This is a genomic window from Corallincola luteus (assembly GCF_004336975.1).
Classification (GTDB): domain Bacteria; phylum Pseudomonadota; class Gammaproteobacteria; order Enterobacterales; family Neiellaceae; genus Corallincola; species Corallincola holothuriorum.
Genome location: NZ_SJXE01000001.1, coordinates 947,508 through 964,153 on the forward strand (window position 1 = coordinate 947,508; position 16,646 = coordinate 964,153).

Here is a 16,646-nt window from a genome sequence, read left to right on the forward strand (position 1 = left end):
ACTATGCTCGGATTTATATGTAAAAAGCCGCTTTTCAGCGGCTTTTTTAACAATGACTAGAGGAACACTACTTGTTTTTGTAGTCGTCGTGACAACCTTTACAGGTTTTACCTGTGGCAGCGATCGCTGTTTTGAAGGCATCCATGTCGCCACTACCGGCGACTTTCGCTAGTTCGGTGCTCGCACTCTGCAGAGCGGCCATCTTCTCTTCAAAGTCACTCCAGCTGCTCCAAATCGCGGGCTTAGCTTTGGTATCACCCTCGTTGCTGCCTTTGACGGCAAATGCTTCTAATGGCAAATGTGACAAGGCGGCGACGGCATCAGCACGACGCTGTGCGACCGCTGCGTCATACTCTTTTTTACCTTTTAGCATTGCCACGAGATCGCCAAAATTAGCGGCAATTAAAGAGAATGATTTCTGGCGATATTCGATCGCTGGCTCTGGGTCGGCGTAGGGGCTCTCTTTTGCTACGGCAATACCGCCGGTAGCGAGAAGAGCGCCAGCGACACATGATAGTAATGTCTTCTTGTACATTGGGTTTCTCCCTGAGTCTTTGTTTCTTATAGTTTTAAGCTGGTATCTCATCGCCTATTTAAGCATCCAGCTGCTGAACTTGCGAGTGATATTTACGCAGTAAAACAATGAACTCTTCGGCGGGTCTGTCCAGTGAGTTTTCTGGCAAATAAATATCATATCCCAGCATCTCCCTTAAACGTTGCATCCGTTGTCCTAACATGGCGAGTAGGCCGGTGTAGTGAGTGCCTTGATCATCGGTAAACTGATCACCTTCGAACAGCAATTCACTAGGGCAGGTGCCATCGGCACATTCGTTTTTAATCGCTTGCATCAGGACTGGACGTTGTTCCAGCAAGATCCTGCTAGCCAGTCGCAGTGAGATGTTACTCAGTAGGCGATGCTGACTGGTGAGTCTGATACCAACATAGCTCAGGGGTTGATAATTGTCCTCTAAACCAAGGGTTGGGATATCTATTCGCTGAATATCTTGCCACGCTAGTGTCCATTGACCGTGCCGGTGATAAAACTGCAGATAGTTGGGGCACAGGCGCAAACTTACCTTGGGTTCCAACTGTTTTAACAGCCCTAACAGCAGGGTAAAAACTGAGCCTCCCAGCATGACATAGAACGGTAGTTTCGGGATCGAGGTCAGCAGAAATATCACCACTAAACTTAATAATGCGCTGACCCCGCCCAGCAGGGAGAGAGTCAAACCATAGCGGTTGACCACGGGCTTTATCTCAATGGTTTCTAAGGTTTCACTGTTGTCCATGGTTACCACATTATCAAAAAGGCCCGCTAGCGGGCCTTGTCGTTTTAATCATTGAAGCGGCAAGAGGCCCTTTCTAGCCTAATCTTCGTAGGCTGCCAACATAACCACTGAGCGTCCTTTAACGCGATAGATACGGTAAGTTACCGCTTCTGCGCATTCAGGGTCTTCAACGATGTCATAGGGCGACGGTTGACTGGTATCAACAATACGATGCCAGCGTCCATATTCAGGATCCGGCAGTTCAAACTCCAGTTCCTGATGCCAAGCGTTAATCGCCATATACACTAGCTCACCGGTGTTGGGATCACGAATGGTCATGGCTAATGAATTGGAATTCTCCGACCAGTCTGGCGATTGCGGATGAACACCATGCCACTGGATTTTGGTGCTATCTAACACGTCTGCCAGGGTGTAGTGGCGCTGTTGATCCATCGCTGGATCCTGCTGACGCCAGCGCAGCATCTTCTGTGTGAAGCGCAACAGAGAGGCATTTTTTTCCACCAGATCCCAATCAAACCAGCTCAGCTCATTGTCCTGGCAGTAGGCATTGTTGTTACCGTGCTGAGTACGGCCAATTTCATCGCCCATGGTGAGCATCGGTGTACCCAGCGAAGCGAGTAACACGGTCATGAAATTCTTGCGTTGACGTTCACGCAGCGCCAACACCTCTGGATCATCGGTGGGGCCTTCTACACCACAGTTCCAACTGCGGTTGTGATTGTCACCATCACGATTGCCCTCATTGTTGGCTTCGTTATGCTTTTCGTTATAACTGACCATGTCATTGAGAGTGAAACCATCATGGGCGGTGACAAAGTTAATCGAGCGGTGCGGACTGCGGTGCTGATCGTAATAGAGATCAGGACTACCGATTAGGCGGTCGGCAAAGCGGCTGACGTAGCCCTTTTCGCCGCGCAAGAAACTACGCACATGATCCCGATATTTGCCGTTCCACTCTTGCCAGCGGCCACCAATAAAGCTGCCTACCTGATACAGACCTGCAGCGTCCCATGCTTCGGCAATGATCTTGGTACCAGACAACACTGGATCGGTATCGATCGACCAGAGTACAGGGGGATCTTTTAGCACTTGGCCCTGTTCGCCCCGCGACATCACTGATGCCAAGTCAAAGCGGAAGCCGTCGATGTGCATGGTTTGCACCCAGAACTTAAGGCAGTCACGGATCATCCGGCGCACCACGGAATTGTGGGCATTGATCGTATTACCGCAACCTGAGTAGTTATGAAAGTCGCGCTTGTCTTCACCCAGGATGTAATAGGTATTGCTGCCTAACCCTTTATAACTAAGCGTTGGGCCGTTTGTGTCGCCTTCAGCGGTATGGTTAAAGACCACGTCCAGATAAACCTCAATCCCTGCTTTATGCAGCTCTTTGACCATATCGCGGAACTCGCGAAATGCCCCCGTGGGTGATTTGTCAGAGCTGTACTGTGAATGGGGAGAGAAAAAGTTGATTGGCGCATAGCCCCAGTAGTTGGAAACGCCTTCTGGACAATCTTCTGGATCAAATTGCTGAACGGGTAACAGTTCAACAGCGGTGACACCCAGGCTTTTCAGGTAAGGAATTTTTTCAATTACACCGGCGTATGTGCCGCGTTTGTCAGCGCTAACGCCTGAGTTCGGATTAGCGGTGAAGCCTTTGACATGCATCTCGTAGATAACAGTTTCGGCCAATGGCCGATTCAGTGGGCCGGTGTCTTCCCAGTCATATCCGCGGTGCTCTACCACAACCCCTTTCATGCATTGGCCGACGTTGTCACCGGGAACCATGGCCGCCTTACGGCTATAGTTATCGCCCATGGCGACAGCTTGAGCGTATGGGTCTAACAGGACTTTCTGCGGATCAAAACGAAGACCTCTAGCAGGATCATACGGGCCGTAAACGCGATAGCCATAAAGCTGGCCCTCGCCCAACCCTTTGACAAATATGTGCCAGTAGTCACCCGTGCGATTGACACTTGGTTTGAGTGTCATAACTTTTGGCGTGGCGTCTTCAGCTGATTTGAAAAGCAGCAACTCAACGGCTGTGGCGTTTTTGCTGTAGAGGCTGAAATTTACACCGCCATCAATAATTGTGGGTCCTAGAGGAAAGCTACGACCATAATCGTGGATCGGACTCATAAGATACAAACACTCTGCAATGGCTTGAGATTGAGGCCAGTTTAAGCAATTAACGGTATAAGCTCCAACCGTTAATTCACTCTGTTTAAAAAAAGCATGTGACCGATACTCTTGCCTAGCATCTAATTTATAGCGGATGTGGCTTGAGACGAAGCCAACGATTGACCTGTCTTTCAAATCCGCTTGGCGTTAGCCATTCGCATATCATCGGCGCTAAATTAAGAATGAGCTTTTTCGCTGTGTGGGACAGTTGGTCTTGGTAAGGGCCTTCTGGTTTAAACCAGGTTGCTTGCCAGTATCCGCTGTGTTTGGCACTTTTGGTGACCAAAATCAGGTGACCCTGTCGGTCGCGAAAGCTGACACCACCATTTTGTTCTAGTTGGGAAACCACTTGATTGACCCAATTGGCGGCATGCTTTAATGATCGCCGAACTCTGACATCTTGCGGTGTCGTTTGCTGGTTTAGAGGGTATTGCTGTTTTTGTACTACTACTGGGGAGTGTCTCATCCGATCCCCCTTGCACCTTTCGGTGTCAACTAACCGTCTACACTGTTATCGGCATGCAAAAAGCTTTCCTGAATACATATACGACCGTATTGAGAGGGAGGATCTTACATCTTCATGGTTATTTGGTAGGCGCAGCGCCTAGCACCTTCGAGTAAATATTCCGTTCTTTCTACCGTCCCATGCTCGCCAATACAGGTTTGAAACAGGCGCAGCTCTGCACGGCAAAAGCCTTGGCATTGTTGCGCTGCAGCACAGATAGGGCAATGATCTTCAATCAGCAACCAGCCGTTTTCTATCTGTTGAACCGACGCCATATACCCCTCTTTTTCTCTTAGCGCGGCAAGTTTTTGCACTCTTTGCGCCAGCGGTAGGTCACTAAGTGCGGCTAAATAGGCGGCAGTAAGCTCGGTCTCTCGCTTGGCTATTAGTTGGTCTAATCCATCGTCACCAAACACGGCTTTAACCGAATCAATCAGTTGCAGAGTCAGATCGGCATGGCGATCAGGAAAACGGGCATGTCCCTTTTCGCTGAGTTGCCAAAAGCGATTGGGACGGCCTTTTTTACTGGCGATATCTTCATAGCTAACCAGCGCTTGCGCTGCCAGTTGTTGCAGGTGTTTTCTCGCCCCCATGGAGGTCATTTCAAGTATTTCGCCACACTGCTGTGCCGTCAGTGCACCGCGGGTTTTTAGCAGGTACAACAGCTTATCTGCACTTGCTTGCATAGGAACTCCTTGATTCTCAGCCCGATGCCAGCTTTGGCGATGGGAGCGGGTGGTCAATGTAGGGTGTGACCATTTATTAAATAAACATATTAGTTAACATAGATGGTCATTAGAATGAAGTAAACATGTGCGTTTATTTAAACATTGGCGATAGCGGGTTAGGCCTGTCGGTGGGGACGCTGGGCTGACGATGAATGACGGCCGCACCACGTTAAGCTCGTGATGCTACGGCCGTTTATATCGCGCTTTACTGTTTTGCTGCTTGAATGGTTCTTTCCAAGCTTTTAATCACGGGGTCGTTGCCCAGTTGTTGCTGCAATATTTCCAGCTCGGCGTTTGCTTGGTGGCTGGCGCCGGTGTTGGCCAAGGCGTAAATTAAGGCTTTTCTTGCTTCACTATTGCGTGGTTCGAGCGCCAAAGCTTTATGTAGATACTTGATTGCCCGCGGGTACTCTTTTAAACCGAGGAACAGCATCCCCGACGCGAATTGCGGGCCGTGTTGACTAGGGAACGCTTGTGCCAGCATACGTGCCACGATGAGGGCCTGTGGGTGATCTTGCTGCTGCCGGTAATAGCCGAGCAAGCTTTGCATGTTGGCGATCCAATCCTGCTGCCCTGACTGGCGGGCTAGTGCCAGCTGGGTCACTGTGTCGTTGGGCGTCGGGAAACTCACTTTGTATGGTGTGTCGGTAAATGGAAAGTCCGCTTTCAACGTAGCGATTTTATAGTCTGCCAGTATCGCGTCTACCTCTGTTATCGGCACTTCGCGCCACGCTTTTGCACTTGGCTGGGCTTGAGACCAATCTTGCAGAAGAGCGGTTTTCTTCATGGTATTAAAATAACTTTCTGCCAGAAGAAAATAGCCGCGTTTATTGGGGTGTAAGTGTTCCAACATCAAACTATTGTCGATGATGCCGTCTTTTGAGTGCATAACGAAATATTGCTGTACATCGACTAGCGGCGCAGAAAACTGCTCAGCCACATTTTTGATGATGGTATTCATCTCTTCAGGGGCGCGGAAACGCAGTTGATCGCGATCTTTTGCCGCCAATAACGCGTTGCGCGCTGCCTCGTTCTCTCCGCTGGCGAGCAGTGCTTGGCCGACGGCAAACCAGCTGTTTGCGGTATCAAATTGTTGTGCTAATTGGCTAGCGGCAGCTAATGCATTGGGGTACTGACCATCCGCCATTGCTTGTTCATAAACTTGCCATTTCTGTTGCCACGCAGTCGCTGATTCTTTTGTTGGATCACTGACAAACGGCTTTTGGTCACCTTCATTACTGGCCAACGTGCCTAGCATCACCGGGATATTGGCTTGCTGATATTTACTCAGGATTAACTGCAAGTTGCTGGCGAACTGTTGCTGCCCTTGATCGAAGATCTCAGATTGGTAGGGGATTTCGCGATTCGCGGCTGCTTTTGCCATTAATGTGCCGCGGGCGGCGCCGCCTTGAGCGGCGGGTGGTGCAGGGCTGAATAGACCCATAACCCGTTGCATTAATTGATAGATGCGGAGATCTTTTAATTTTAAAAACAGAAGCTTGGCACCATGGCTTTGGGCTGAAGTGAGTGCTGAACCCGCGCCCATGACACCAATGTACTCGTTATGGCCAGCATAGATAAGCACGGCATCCGGTTGGATGGCGATGATCTCATCGACTAGGTCGAGCATGGTGTAGCTATTGACCGCACTCATGGCCGTGGTGATCACTTCTATATCTTTGTCTGGAAAACTGGCTTCCAGCCGGTCATTCAACATGCCGGCTAAACCACCCCAACGGCCATAAGGAAAACCTGCCGCGCTAGAGCCACCTTGAACGACTACGCGGAACGTTGCCGCTGGCTTTTCTTTTTTGAAGTAGATCGTATCAATGCTGACATTCGGTGCTTGTTTGGGGTCGTTGAAATAGCGTTTGATCACCTGATCGCTGGCTTGCAGATAGCCAGGCATTCCTTTGGCGTCAACGAACAGCGGGTAGGTGTGGCCAAAACTAAATATCCGCAGCCCCAACTCCAGTAGCAGAAAGAATAGTATTGGGCTGCTGAGTGTCAGCAGATAGAACAATGGTCGCTTTTTGGCAGAGAGAGACGCTTTCATGATGGTTATAACTTCATTTATGAGGGAAAAAGCCAAGCCGCTTACAAGCGGCTGACCTGCTGTTTCAGTTCGTTAATAGTGTCTGGGTTGCCCCTTAGTCTTTCCAAACGCTCAATTGCTCGCAGTGCCAGTTGTTTTTGACCCAACCCGATACGGGAGTAAGCCAGTCCAGTCCAGGTGTCCGCATTGTTTGGGTTTAGTTCAGCAGAGCGCAGTAGGTAGCGCAGTGAACGCTGATATTCACCTTTGAACATCAATAGCATGCCTGCTGACAAATTGTTTCCTGAATTGGTAGGGCTGGCCTGAGCTAGCATTCTGGCTACAACAGCGCCTTTATCTAGCTGGTCCGTTTGCTGATAAAAGGTCAATAGTTCAGACATTATCTCTACCCAGCTTTTCTCTTTTTCTACTTTTTGTCGGGCCAGTTCGATGACTGGATGCCAGGGCTTAGGAAACTCTACATCGTAAGGGGTATCGGTAAATGGATAATTGGCTTTTAGCTGCTTGATTTTGAAATCCGCCACCACCCGATCCACCTCGGTAATAGGCATTTCACTTGCGGCTTGTTCCCGTGTCAGTTGATTACCCCAGGTGCCAATCAACTGTTGCGATTTGAGGACTTCATAATAAGCATCGGCAAGCAAGAAGTAGCCTTCGGCATTGGGGTGCAAGTGTTCAAGCATCAACTCATCACCAATGATGCCGTCCTTTGATTCCGCCGCCAGATGTTGATTAACGTCGACAAGGGTTGCTTGATGCTTCAGTGCTGCTGTACGGATGATTTTATTGAAACTCTCTGGCGCGCGGAAACGCATCTGATCGAGATCTTTCGCTATCACAAAACGTTCGCGAGCAAGTTTCGCATCGCCTGTGGCTAATGTCGCTTGGGCGTAGGCATACCAGGCTTCAGCGGAGCTGGGGTATTGTTTAGTCAGTTCAGAAAGCTCATCCAGTTGTTGATTGGTGAGGGCGTTTTGTAACTGTTGCTGCAGCATTTTGCCATTGTCAGATAGCCGTTCCGGCTCACTGACGAAAGGTGCCTGATCTTTTTCGTTACTGGCTAATGTGCCGACCATTACCGGTATTCCAGCTTCGGCATACTTGCTTAATATCAGGTCGAGATTGCCAGCTAGTTGTTGTTCACCTAGTGCAAAAGTATCGGAATCTTTGCTGATTAATTGCCCTGCAGCGGCTTTGGCCATGAGTGTTTTACGGGCCTCACCAGTCGCTGCTTGGTCTATTGGCGCGGCCGAGAACAGGTTCATTACGCTTTGTACCAATTGATAAAGCCGTAATTTCCGCAGCTTAAGATAAAGTAGCGTTGTTCCTCTCGCTTCAGCGCTGCTAAGAGAGGTGCCCACCCCCATGATGCCAATAAACTCGTTATGACCCGCGTAAATAAGAACGGCATCCGGTTGGATATCGATGATTTCATCAACAAAATCGAGCATGGTATAGCTGTTGACTGCGCTCATTGCGGTGGTAATAACTTCTATTTCTCGGTCAGGAAAAGTTGCTTCGAGCCGGTCATTGAGCATCCCTGCTAAGCCACCCCAGCGCCCGTATGGGTAACCGGCAGCCGTTGATCCGCCTTGCACGACGATACGAAAACTATCCTTTGGCTTATCAGCTTTAAAATAGACGGGTGAGATCTGAACTTTGGCTGCATTTTCTGGGTTGGAGTAAAAACGTTTTACCACGTTCGGATTCGTTTCTAGCCAACCAGCTTGGTTCGCAACTGGCTGAAAAAGTGGATAATCCTCACCATAGTTGAATAGACGCAACCCCAGTTCCAATAATAGGAAGAAGATGATTGGAAATAGTATGGTGATAACCAGATAAAGACGTTTTTTTGGGGTGTTTTCTGCGTTCATTCTCTGTACAGCGTCTAATTGCTATTTTAAGCGCCTCACACTAGCTAAAACTCCCCATTGCTTCAATCGTTGAGGGGCTCTAGACTGCCCGCACTCCCAGAAGTGTGAAGCAGGACATGACCCGAATTCTTGGTATCTCCGCCCTCTACCATGACAGTGCTGCGGCACTGGTTGAAGATGGGCAGATCATTGCAGCAGCACAGGAAGAGCGATTTAGTCGTAAAAAGCACGATCCCTCGTTTCCTGTGCAGTCGATCCAGTATTGCCTGGATACCGCTGGCTGTCAGTTGACCGATCTTGACCATATCGTTTTTTACGATAAGCCGTTGCTTAAGTTTGAACGCTTACTGGAAACCTATATGGCGTCAGCACCTCGGGGATTTGCCTCGTTCGTGCGGGCGATGCCGATCTGGCTGAAAGAGAAGTTGTATCTTAAGAGCCTATTACGTCGCGAATTGAGCCAGATGTCTGGCGTTAGCAAGGCTGAACTACCCAAACTGCTGTTTGCTGAACACCATCAATCCCATGCCGCTTCCGCGTTTTTTCCTAGCCCGTTTGAAAAAGCCGCTGTGCTTTGTCTTGATGGTGTTGGCGAATGGGCGACCAGTAGCGCCTGGTTGGGCGAGGGTAATGATCTGCAGCCGCTCTGGGAGATCCGTTTTCCCCATTCACTCGGGTTGCTTTACTCCGCATTCACCTATTACTGCGGCTTTAAGGTGAATTCTGGCGAATATAAGTTGATGGGCTTAGCCCCTTATGGTGAACCCAAATACGCAGATCTTATCCGCAAACACCTTATCGACATTAAGGCTGATGGTAGCTTCCGTTTAGATTTGAGTTACTTCAGTTATGTGACGGGTAGCACCATGACATCTTCTAAGTTTCATCAGCTTTTCGGCGGCGAGCCACGCAGCGAAGAGTCTGATGTGACACAGAAAGAGATGGATCTGGCACGCTCGATCCAGGTGGTCACCGAAGAGGTGGTAATTAAACTCGCGCAAAGCCTGAAAGCTGAAACCGGTTGCGAGAATATTTGCCTCGCTGGGGGAGTGGCCCTCAATTGTGTCGCCAACGGCAAACTACTGGAAGCCGGCGTTTTCAACGATATCTGGATCCAGCCTGCCGCAGGGGATGCTGGTGGGGCGTTGGGTGCTGCCATGTCGGGTGTGTATCAGCATTGTGGCCAGCCACGGGAGTTGAACGGCACGGATCTGCAGCAGGGCAGTTACCTGGGGCCAGAATATAGTGATGATGATGTTGACAAGATACTTCAACAACGGGGGCTGCCGGCCGAGTTGTTAGATGATGGTCTCCTGATGCAGAAAGTGGCAGGCGAGTTGGCATCTGACCGCGTGATTGGCTGGTTCCAAGGTCGAATGGAATTTGGTCCTCGCGCTTTAGGCAATCGTTCGATCCTTGGTGATCCACGCAGCCAACAGATGCAGTCGGTGATGAACTTAAAGATCAAATATCGCGAGTCATTCCGACCGTTCGCGCCATCGGTGTTGGCTGAAAATGTCAGTGACTACTTCAATATGGATTGTGCCAGCCCCTACATGCTGCTGGTCGCCGATGTCGCTAAACAGCATCATCTACCTGAAGGCGACGACATGCCCGCATTTGGCATTGAACGGTTGAAATATCAACGCTCAACCCTGCCAGCTATCACCCATGTGGACTATTCGGCAAGGGTGCAGACGGTGCATCAAGAAACTAACCCTAAATACCATCAGTTGATTAGCGCCTTTGCTGAGCAAAGCGGTGTACCTATGGTGATTAATACCTCGTTTAATGTGCGTGGTGAACCCCCGGTATGCAGCCCTGATGACGCTATCGACTGCTTTTTATCGACAGAGATGGATACCTTGGTGCTGGGTCATTGGCGCCTCGACAAAGCCGATATGCCTGCAGAGGCGATTGCTACGGCAAAACAACGGGAGTTTGAACTCGACTAATGAATGCCCCGATGATTGAGGCAGACAATAAAACTGAACTGCGTAAATTTGGTTTAGGTTTTGCTGCGCTGCTCGCCCTGTTTTTCTGGGCCTTGTTGCCCTGGTGGTTTGGTTATGAGCGTTCATTGTGGCCAGTTTATGCTGGCTCATTGATTGCGTTGGTTGCTTTGCTACTGCCAGTGGCTATCTACCCGCTATTTCGGGTATGGATAGTGATCGCGCTGGCGTTAGGTTGGATCAATACGCGGCTGATTTTGGGCGTGGTATTCTTCCTGCTCCTATTGCCCTTGGGTAGCTGGTTGTACTGGCGCGGCAAATTGCACTTTAAGCAGGGTTTTGATCCCAAAAGAGACAGTTACAAAGAGCGCCGCCAAGCGCTGGACAAGAAACAGATGGAGAACCCTTTCTAATGGTAGAGTTTATCGGTGACCTGTGGCGTTTTATGCGGGTAAGAAAAAAGATGTGGTTATTGCCGATTGTGGTGATCCTGGCGTTACTTGGCTCTTTGGTTGTTGTGACACAACAGAGCGCACTGGCAACATTTATCTATACGCTGTTTTAGGCGCGCGCATTTAACTGCAATAAAAATCACGATAGAACTCGTGATAAAAAAGAGGCACTTCGAGTGCCTCTTTTTTTATGTGCATCATGCCCCCTCGCTTATTCATCGGCGATAAAATCAATCGGGCTGGTGGTGCCTGCATGGCGATCACCCACCACATGGGTGTAGATCTGGGTTGTTTATAAGTCCGCATATCCGAACTCCTCAGAACACGCAGAACGACAATCGCTATAGTTATGTGCTGAATACCCCTGTCTCCTATACTGACCTAATTGGCCGATATAAATCCTAAATGGCCGTTAAAAATTGATAGGTGGCCATAAAGATATTAAAGTGGCCGAAAGGTAGGTTTTTGGCCGATATGGAGAGGACGTATGGCCGATAAAGAAGTGCGCAAACAGTTGGTAGTGTATCTAAAGAAAGTGCCTACAGCGCAGTCTGTGGGGGAGATCCGTCAGGGGTTGCCGGTATTAAAGGAAATTCCAGAGCGTACGCTTCGTCGCTGGTTAGATGCAGCTGTTGGCGAGGGAGAAGTGATCAGAACAGGGGAGAAGCGAGGGACCCGTTATATTGGTGTGCCCACGCCAGAAATACCGAACTTCGCCTTTCTTGAATCGTACACGGCTCCTGAGCGTCAGACGATTATGCAGTCTCTGCGGGGCATTTGGACGCATAACTCCACAGCGCTGGAAGGAAACACACTGACCTTGGGTGAAACTGAGTTCATTCTTAGTGAGGGGTTAACGATATCAGGGCACTCGGTTAGGGAGCATCAGGAGGTGGTTGGTCATGCCAGCGCGATTGAGCTTTTGTATCGAGCGCTGGGATCACCAATCGATTTTGACACGCTGCACGCTATGCATAAGGCGGTTCAAACCGAGGTTATCCACGATATCGATAAGCCTTATGGGGCTTGGAAGGTTCAATCTAATGGGACATATGCTTATTCTGAAGGAAGGAGGGTGTATCTAGCTTACGCACAACCTTACGAGGTTCCGCATTTGATGACAGAGTTGGTTTCGTTCGTTAACGAAGCGGCACACTGTCAACTAAGGGCTTCACAGGCGGCGGCGTGTTATGCCCAAGTGCATGTGGGTTTTGTGCACATTCATCCCTATTGGGATGGCAATGGTCGTGTTAGCCGTTTAGTGGCAAACATACCTTTGCTTCGATCTGGATTGCCTCCGGTAGTGATCCCGAAAGAGTGGCGAAAGGAGTATTTGTCGTTACTGTCCGAATACGAACTCACTGTAGGAGAGGTGGATCGTGATACAGGGTTGTGGCCCAAGCCTGAAATGTTGGCGTCGTTCACTGAATTTATAGAGCGGTGTTATACCAAGACACGTGAATTGCTGTCTTTGTAAATGTTAAGCCTGAAGCATCGGTTTTTTTTGGGCTTAGTTTAAGGTGTCTCTTCTGTCAGGTTGGCTAAAGGGCGCTCGGTGTGGCTGTTCAAAGGACTAGAATTACAGAGGAGAAACTGGCGAGGTCTATCGTCAAAGCACGACCCTGAGCTACAAAGTGATTTCAATGCGGCAGATGAGTCTGGTGATAATGATTAAGATGAGTGGGTTCAAGGTGGCAATAATGATGACATTGCCAATTTAATCAAAGACCTATAAGTCTAAATTAGATCCAACCTCGGCAGGGTTTCTTTTAGCTCTTCCTTAGCTAAATATTCTACACCATGTGGTGGCGAAATCAGGCTCTTGCCTTGGTATCAATACGCAAATGGATAAGACCTGTGGATATACAAGGAGAAGTTGAAAAACCAAAATATGCCAGATTTTTTGTTTTATAGGGAAAGGTTGCTCTCTCTTTACTGCAGACGAGGTAGGGTCAACTATATGGTTTATTGTTTCTCATCGGTCGCATGTTAGTTCCCTTGAGAGCCGAGTTCTTAGTTTTATATTTCAGACCTTCAAAACCTGTGTAGAAGACCGTGACCTAACTGCTTGATAGAGTTCAAGTTAGATAGGTATAGTGGAGCCAATTCAAATGGACTGTGGCAGGTGTTGATACTGACCGCGGTCTAAAACACTCTTTTGTTTTAGGAGAATTAAGTGGCAGTTTGGCAAGTTCTAGTTGAGTTCGTCCCTGCCAAGTGGGCTGAAGAAAATAATTATGAAGTTGAACCACTTTACGGAGAAGATGGCTTCGATACTACTTGTGCATGGAGCGAAGATCAGCCCACAAATGACCTTGATGCCATATTTTCACCTATATTGCCCAAAGCGGATTCATGGTCCGAAGACTTGTCGCTCTGGGGGAATGATAAGGTGCACGATATTAGCGTGTGGCATGAAGATGGCGAGATATTCTCAGTTGGTTTTAGGCTCGATCTTCGAGAGAACGTCACAAGTATTATGTCAGCACTTTGTGAGGCTGCTAAGGAACTTAATTGTATGCTGTTTGTTCCTGGGCAAAAAGTATTGTTTAAACCTAATGTTTTCGAGCTAAAGCAGTACGTTCTAAAATCTAATGCAGCTAAGTTTGTAAGAGATCCAGAGGGTTTTCTTAATGGGCTTAGCGAGTAAAAACATAACAAGGGCTGGCATCTGACACCAAACGCTGCGCGGTTTTTGCGTCAGAGCTGCGCTGAAATTTTAACTCAAAAACCGCTTCGCCTTCGGTGCCGCTGAAGCGGGCTTTAATTAACCTGATCTTTTTCAGGTAACCGAAATCCCGTTAGCCATTCCAAAACCGTGTCTTGATGATTGCTGATCCACTGCTGGGCGACCTCTTCAGTTGGTTGTCCAGCTTTGACCTGCGCCATCATGGTGACTAACTCTTCGTTACTGATGGCAAAACTATTTAGTAACGTCACCAATTCGTGGGATTTAGTCGCCAAACTGCTGCGATAAGCCAGTTTGATGTGGGTTTTTGGCCAAGACGTACCTGTACTCGGTGCTTTGCCGTGGCGGGGCTGCACGATAGCTGCCCAGTTTTTTGCATCATGGGTTGATTCATTCAGAAAGTGAACGTGCTGATCAATAAACAGGGCATCTGGGTAGTAGCAGAAGAACAGACTGGCTTTTTGACTCTGATTATTGCGCTCCACCAGCATCTGCAACACATCTGGGTCAAACACATGGTAGTTGTAGTGGCTATCTAAGCCGTAGGCTGAAAGGCGGCGCTGCTCAATGTCGACGGATGCCCAGCCTTTGGCGCCCACCCATATATCACCTTTGCCATCGCCGGACAGATCAAACTGTTTGGCGATAGCGGGACTTGATAGATCTGACATAGAGATGGGATGCGCAGAGGTAAAGTCGGTGTAACACAACCCTTGTGATCCGGTGACCGATTGCTGGCCTAAGGCGACAGAGCCAAAGGCTTTTACGTAGCGGCGTATCATATCTGGGTTGTTCTCAACCCAGAGGTCTGGATGAATGTCGATGATGCCATCCTCATCGTCCATCGCTCGAAATGCTTGCTCGCTGGACACCGAGATCACCGATGCATTTAGCTCTGTGTGATGATTGATGATCCCCGCTAAAATATGGCTTTTTATCTGTGCCGCTGGCCAATCCAACAGCGCGATATTGACTTCCGTTTCCTGGATGCTTCGTGTTGAGGTGAGGGGAGAGGTTTCCAGTGAGCGTTGCTCTTGCAGGGATTCGTAAAGAAAACCGTAGCCAAATCCGAAGAATAGAAACGCAAACACACTGAAGATCCAATAGGCGCGGCCGCGGGTTTCTATATTGCTTGATTTGAGTGTGATCGCCTGGTGGATCTCCTGCTTGACGGTCTGCTCAGTAGTGGCTTCTTCCTTATCGGGAAGTTGCTGTTCTACATAGGTAACAAGATTGGTACACACCATGGCATGGTCGTGTCTGATCTGGGCGTATCTGTCCCGCTCAAAAATGATCAGTAGCAGATAGATCATTGAGGCACCGACTATTAAGGCGAACAGTCCTGCGGATAGGGTGTCAGGACGAAATACCAGAGAAAAGAAAACGTTGGTGGCACCAAGTAGGATTAAAATGACGAACTCTTCTGGCGGGATCCGGTCGCTTTCCATCGTCAGCAGTTTGTCGCCCACCTTAAACAACCCAAGCACGCGTTCGCGTACCTCTTCATCTTGTTTGAGTTGTGGCAGCACACTGTATTTAATACTTTCGGCTGTTTTCTGGTTGCTCGCTAACTGTTGAAAACTCGAAAACGCTCGCAGAAAACTGTGCATATTCCAAAGCACGTACTGTTTGATTTCATTCAGGTACGCAGGGGGGGGGCAGCCTTTGTCTTGGCCTTCATCAGTTGCCGAACGTTGTTCTAATAGACCGATTACTTGTTCGTTGAACTCGCCGAGTAGGCTTTCACGCTCGCGGTTAAGTGAGGTGGTTCTATCCAGTGCAAAAGTTGCCAGTAGGACGAAGAACACTGTTGATACGGCCAATAGATCGTAATAGTGGTTGATGGTGGCGACAGGCGCAAACAGGATCCAGATGCCGATGGTGCAAACGGAGACAAAAAGCACGAGCAATGAAGATCGCAGAGGGTATTTGAGTGCCAGGAAAATGTTTGAGGATACGATCAGGGCGGAGGCGACGGCTTCATATTGATTCAGCATACGCCCCTGCATTACCGCCAGGATAAGCACTGCGCCTACAGGCATTAGGTACCACAATGCGCTAATGGATGCGTTATCTGCATTAAATACGGATAGGTCATAGAGCAAGCTGCCCAAGGCCAGAATGACGATGCCGACGAAGGCGAGCAGTAACAAATTGCTCATGCTGGTACTGGTGATCGTCTCGCCTGAATATAGCAATACCAGGATCAATAGCGGGGCGGCAACCAACCTGACGCCTGCCTCTGTCAGTAAGCCGCGTTTAAAGCTGCTGAGGTTGAGTGAGCGCTGTTCTGATATCGCGCTCCATGCATCCATACACTTCATACGAAAATAGCAGTTGATGGCCATTGCTAAGCCTCCAGCCGCAGCTAATCCCATGGTTTTCAGCATCGGGCTGTCGAGTAGTAGCCAGTCTGCGATATCAACATTGGGTGCAGTGAGTACCAGAAACCCCGCGAACGCTGCGCCAGAAAATACATAGTCGTTAATGGATGTTTTGCGCTTATCGCGCCGCAGGGCGCTATCGATATAGAAAAATAGGATCGGCCAGGTTTCAAAGACCAGAATGGCTATCACATCAAACTCTTCGGAGACACTCAATGCGGCGTATAGCAACAAATGGTTGGCGCAAATCAAGATGCCAGAAAAGAGGGTGGGTGCAGAGACGGTTTTAAATGTTGCTGGTGTGGCGACATTCGCCAACCGGATCTTACCCTTGCCGATAAAAAGTGTCGCGACGCAGGCGAGCGTACAGATAGCAGCAAATGAATGAGCAACGGCAGCGACATAGAAGACACTGGTTTGATCAACCAGATAATTGACGACAGGCGGATAGAGCATCCAAAGCCCGACGGCGGTGATCATCAAGGCGACAGGGTGGCGGAATAATCCACTGAAAATCGAATGCACTGAGTTGCTCT

At 49.0% G+C, this 16,646-nt stretch carries 14 protein-coding genes; 5 read left to right on the top strand and 9 right to left on the bottom strand.

Annotated elements, in window-relative coordinates; genetic code table 11:
- Window positions 1-67 precede the first annotated feature (67 nt).
- The 7 genes from EZV61_RS04155 to EZV61_RS04185 form a co-directional block, all read right to left on the bottom strand.
- Window positions 68-535 carry a c-type cytochrome gene (locus EZV61_RS04155; RefSeq protein WP_131414433.1) on the bottom strand — a complete coding sequence of 156 codons (468 nt, stop codon included), beginning with the start codon at window positions 533-535 and terminating at the stop codon, window positions 68-70.
- 58 nt (window positions 536-593) lie between these two features.
- Window positions 594-1,289 (bottom strand): DUF2982 domain-containing protein, encoded by a 696-nt coding sequence (locus tag EZV61_RS04160; protein WP_131414434.1) that lies wholly within the window; start codon window positions 1,287-1,289, stop codon window positions 594-596.
- Window positions 1,290-1,367: 78 nt separating this feature from the next.
- Complete coding sequence (gene glgX, locus EZV61_RS04165; protein WP_131414435.1) at window positions 1,368-3,428, bottom strand: glycogen debranching protein GlgX; 2,061 nt, start codon at window positions 3,426-3,428, stop codon at window positions 1,368-1,370.
- Between the two features lie 127 nt (window positions 3,429-3,555).
- On the bottom strand, window positions 3,556-3,936 hold the full coding sequence (locus tag EZV61_RS04170; protein ID WP_131414436.1) for a hypothetical protein: 381 nt from the start codon (window positions 3,934-3,936) through the stop codon (window positions 3,556-3,558).
- 104 nt (window positions 3,937-4,040) lie between these two features.
- The gene (locus EZV61_RS04175; RefSeq protein ID WP_131414437.1) at window positions 4,041-4,661 is read right to left on the bottom strand and encodes a helix-turn-helix transcriptional regulator; all 621 of its coding nucleotides are present in this window, start codon (window positions 4,659-4,661) and stop codon (window positions 4,041-4,043) included.
- Window positions 4,662-4,908: 247 nt separating this feature from the next.
- Window positions 4,909-6,759, bottom strand: a complete 1,851-nt coding sequence (locus EZV61_RS04180; protein ID WP_131414438.1) for an SGNH/GDSL hydrolase family protein — start codon at window positions 6,757-6,759, stop codon at window positions 4,909-4,911.
- Between the two features lie 41 nt (window positions 6,760-6,800).
- Window positions 6,801-8,633, bottom strand: a complete 1,833-nt coding sequence (locus tag EZV61_RS04185) for an SGNH/GDSL hydrolase family protein (RefSeq protein ID WP_131414439.1) — start codon at window positions 8,631-8,633, stop codon at window positions 6,801-6,803.
- A 116-nt stretch (window positions 8,634-8,749) separates the two neighbouring features.
- Between EZV61_RS04185 and EZV61_RS04190 the strand changes: the two genes are divergently transcribed.
- From EZV61_RS04190 to EZV61_RS19400, 3 genes are read left to right on the top strand one after another with little or no spacing between them, the layout of a single operon-like run.
- A complete protein-coding gene (locus tag EZV61_RS04190; RefSeq protein WP_131414440.1) occupies window positions 8,750-10,588 on the top strand; it encodes a carbamoyltransferase family protein in 1,839 nt (612 codons plus the stop codon).
- 11 nt (window positions 10,589-10,599) lie between these two features.
- Window positions 10,600-10,998 (top strand): SxtJ family membrane protein, encoded by a 399-nt coding sequence (locus tag EZV61_RS04195; protein ID WP_131414441.1) that lies wholly within the window; start codon window positions 10,600-10,602, stop codon window positions 10,996-10,998.
- On the top strand, window positions 10,998-11,150 hold the full coding sequence (locus tag EZV61_RS19400; protein ID WP_165419315.1) for a DUF5989 family protein: 153 nt from the start codon (window positions 10,998-11,000) through the stop codon (window positions 11,148-11,150). Before EZV61_RS04195 ends, EZV61_RS19400 begins: the two co-directional genes overlap by 1 nt.
- A gap of 10 nt (window positions 11,151-11,160) precedes the next feature.
- On the opposite strand, the gene EZV61_RS04200 is transcribed toward EZV61_RS19400, so the two are convergent.
- Complete coding sequence (locus tag EZV61_RS04200) at window positions 11,161-11,343, bottom strand: hypothetical protein (RefSeq protein ID WP_131414442.1); 183 nt, start codon at window positions 11,341-11,343, stop codon at window positions 11,161-11,163.
- Window positions 11,344-11,524: 181 nt separating this feature from the next.
- Here EZV61_RS04200 and EZV61_RS04205 point away from each other — a divergent pair, with 181 nt between their 5' ends.
- Together EZV61_RS04205 and EZV61_RS04210 are read left to right on the top strand one after the other, a co-directional pair.
- Window positions 11,525-12,514 carry a Fic family protein gene (locus EZV61_RS04205; RefSeq protein ID WP_131414443.1) on the top strand — a complete coding sequence of 330 codons (990 nt, stop codon included), beginning with the start codon at window positions 11,525-11,527 and terminating at the stop codon, window positions 12,512-12,514.
- 699 nt (window positions 12,515-13,213) lie between these two features.
- Window positions 13,214-13,687: a phytanoyl-CoA dioxygenase family protein gene (locus EZV61_RS04210; protein WP_131414444.1), complete on the top strand. Its 474-nt coding sequence runs from the start codon at window positions 13,214-13,216 to the stop codon at window positions 13,685-13,687.
- Between the two features lie 113 nt (window positions 13,688-13,800).
- On the opposite strand, the gene EZV61_RS04215 is transcribed toward EZV61_RS04210, so the two are convergent.
- On the bottom strand, window positions 13,801-16,635 hold the full coding sequence (locus tag EZV61_RS04215; RefSeq protein WP_131414445.1) for a glycine betaine ABC transporter substrate-binding protein: 2,835 nt from the start codon (window positions 16,633-16,635) through the stop codon (window positions 13,801-13,803).
- Between the last annotated feature and the right edge of the window lie 11 nt (window positions 16,636-16,646).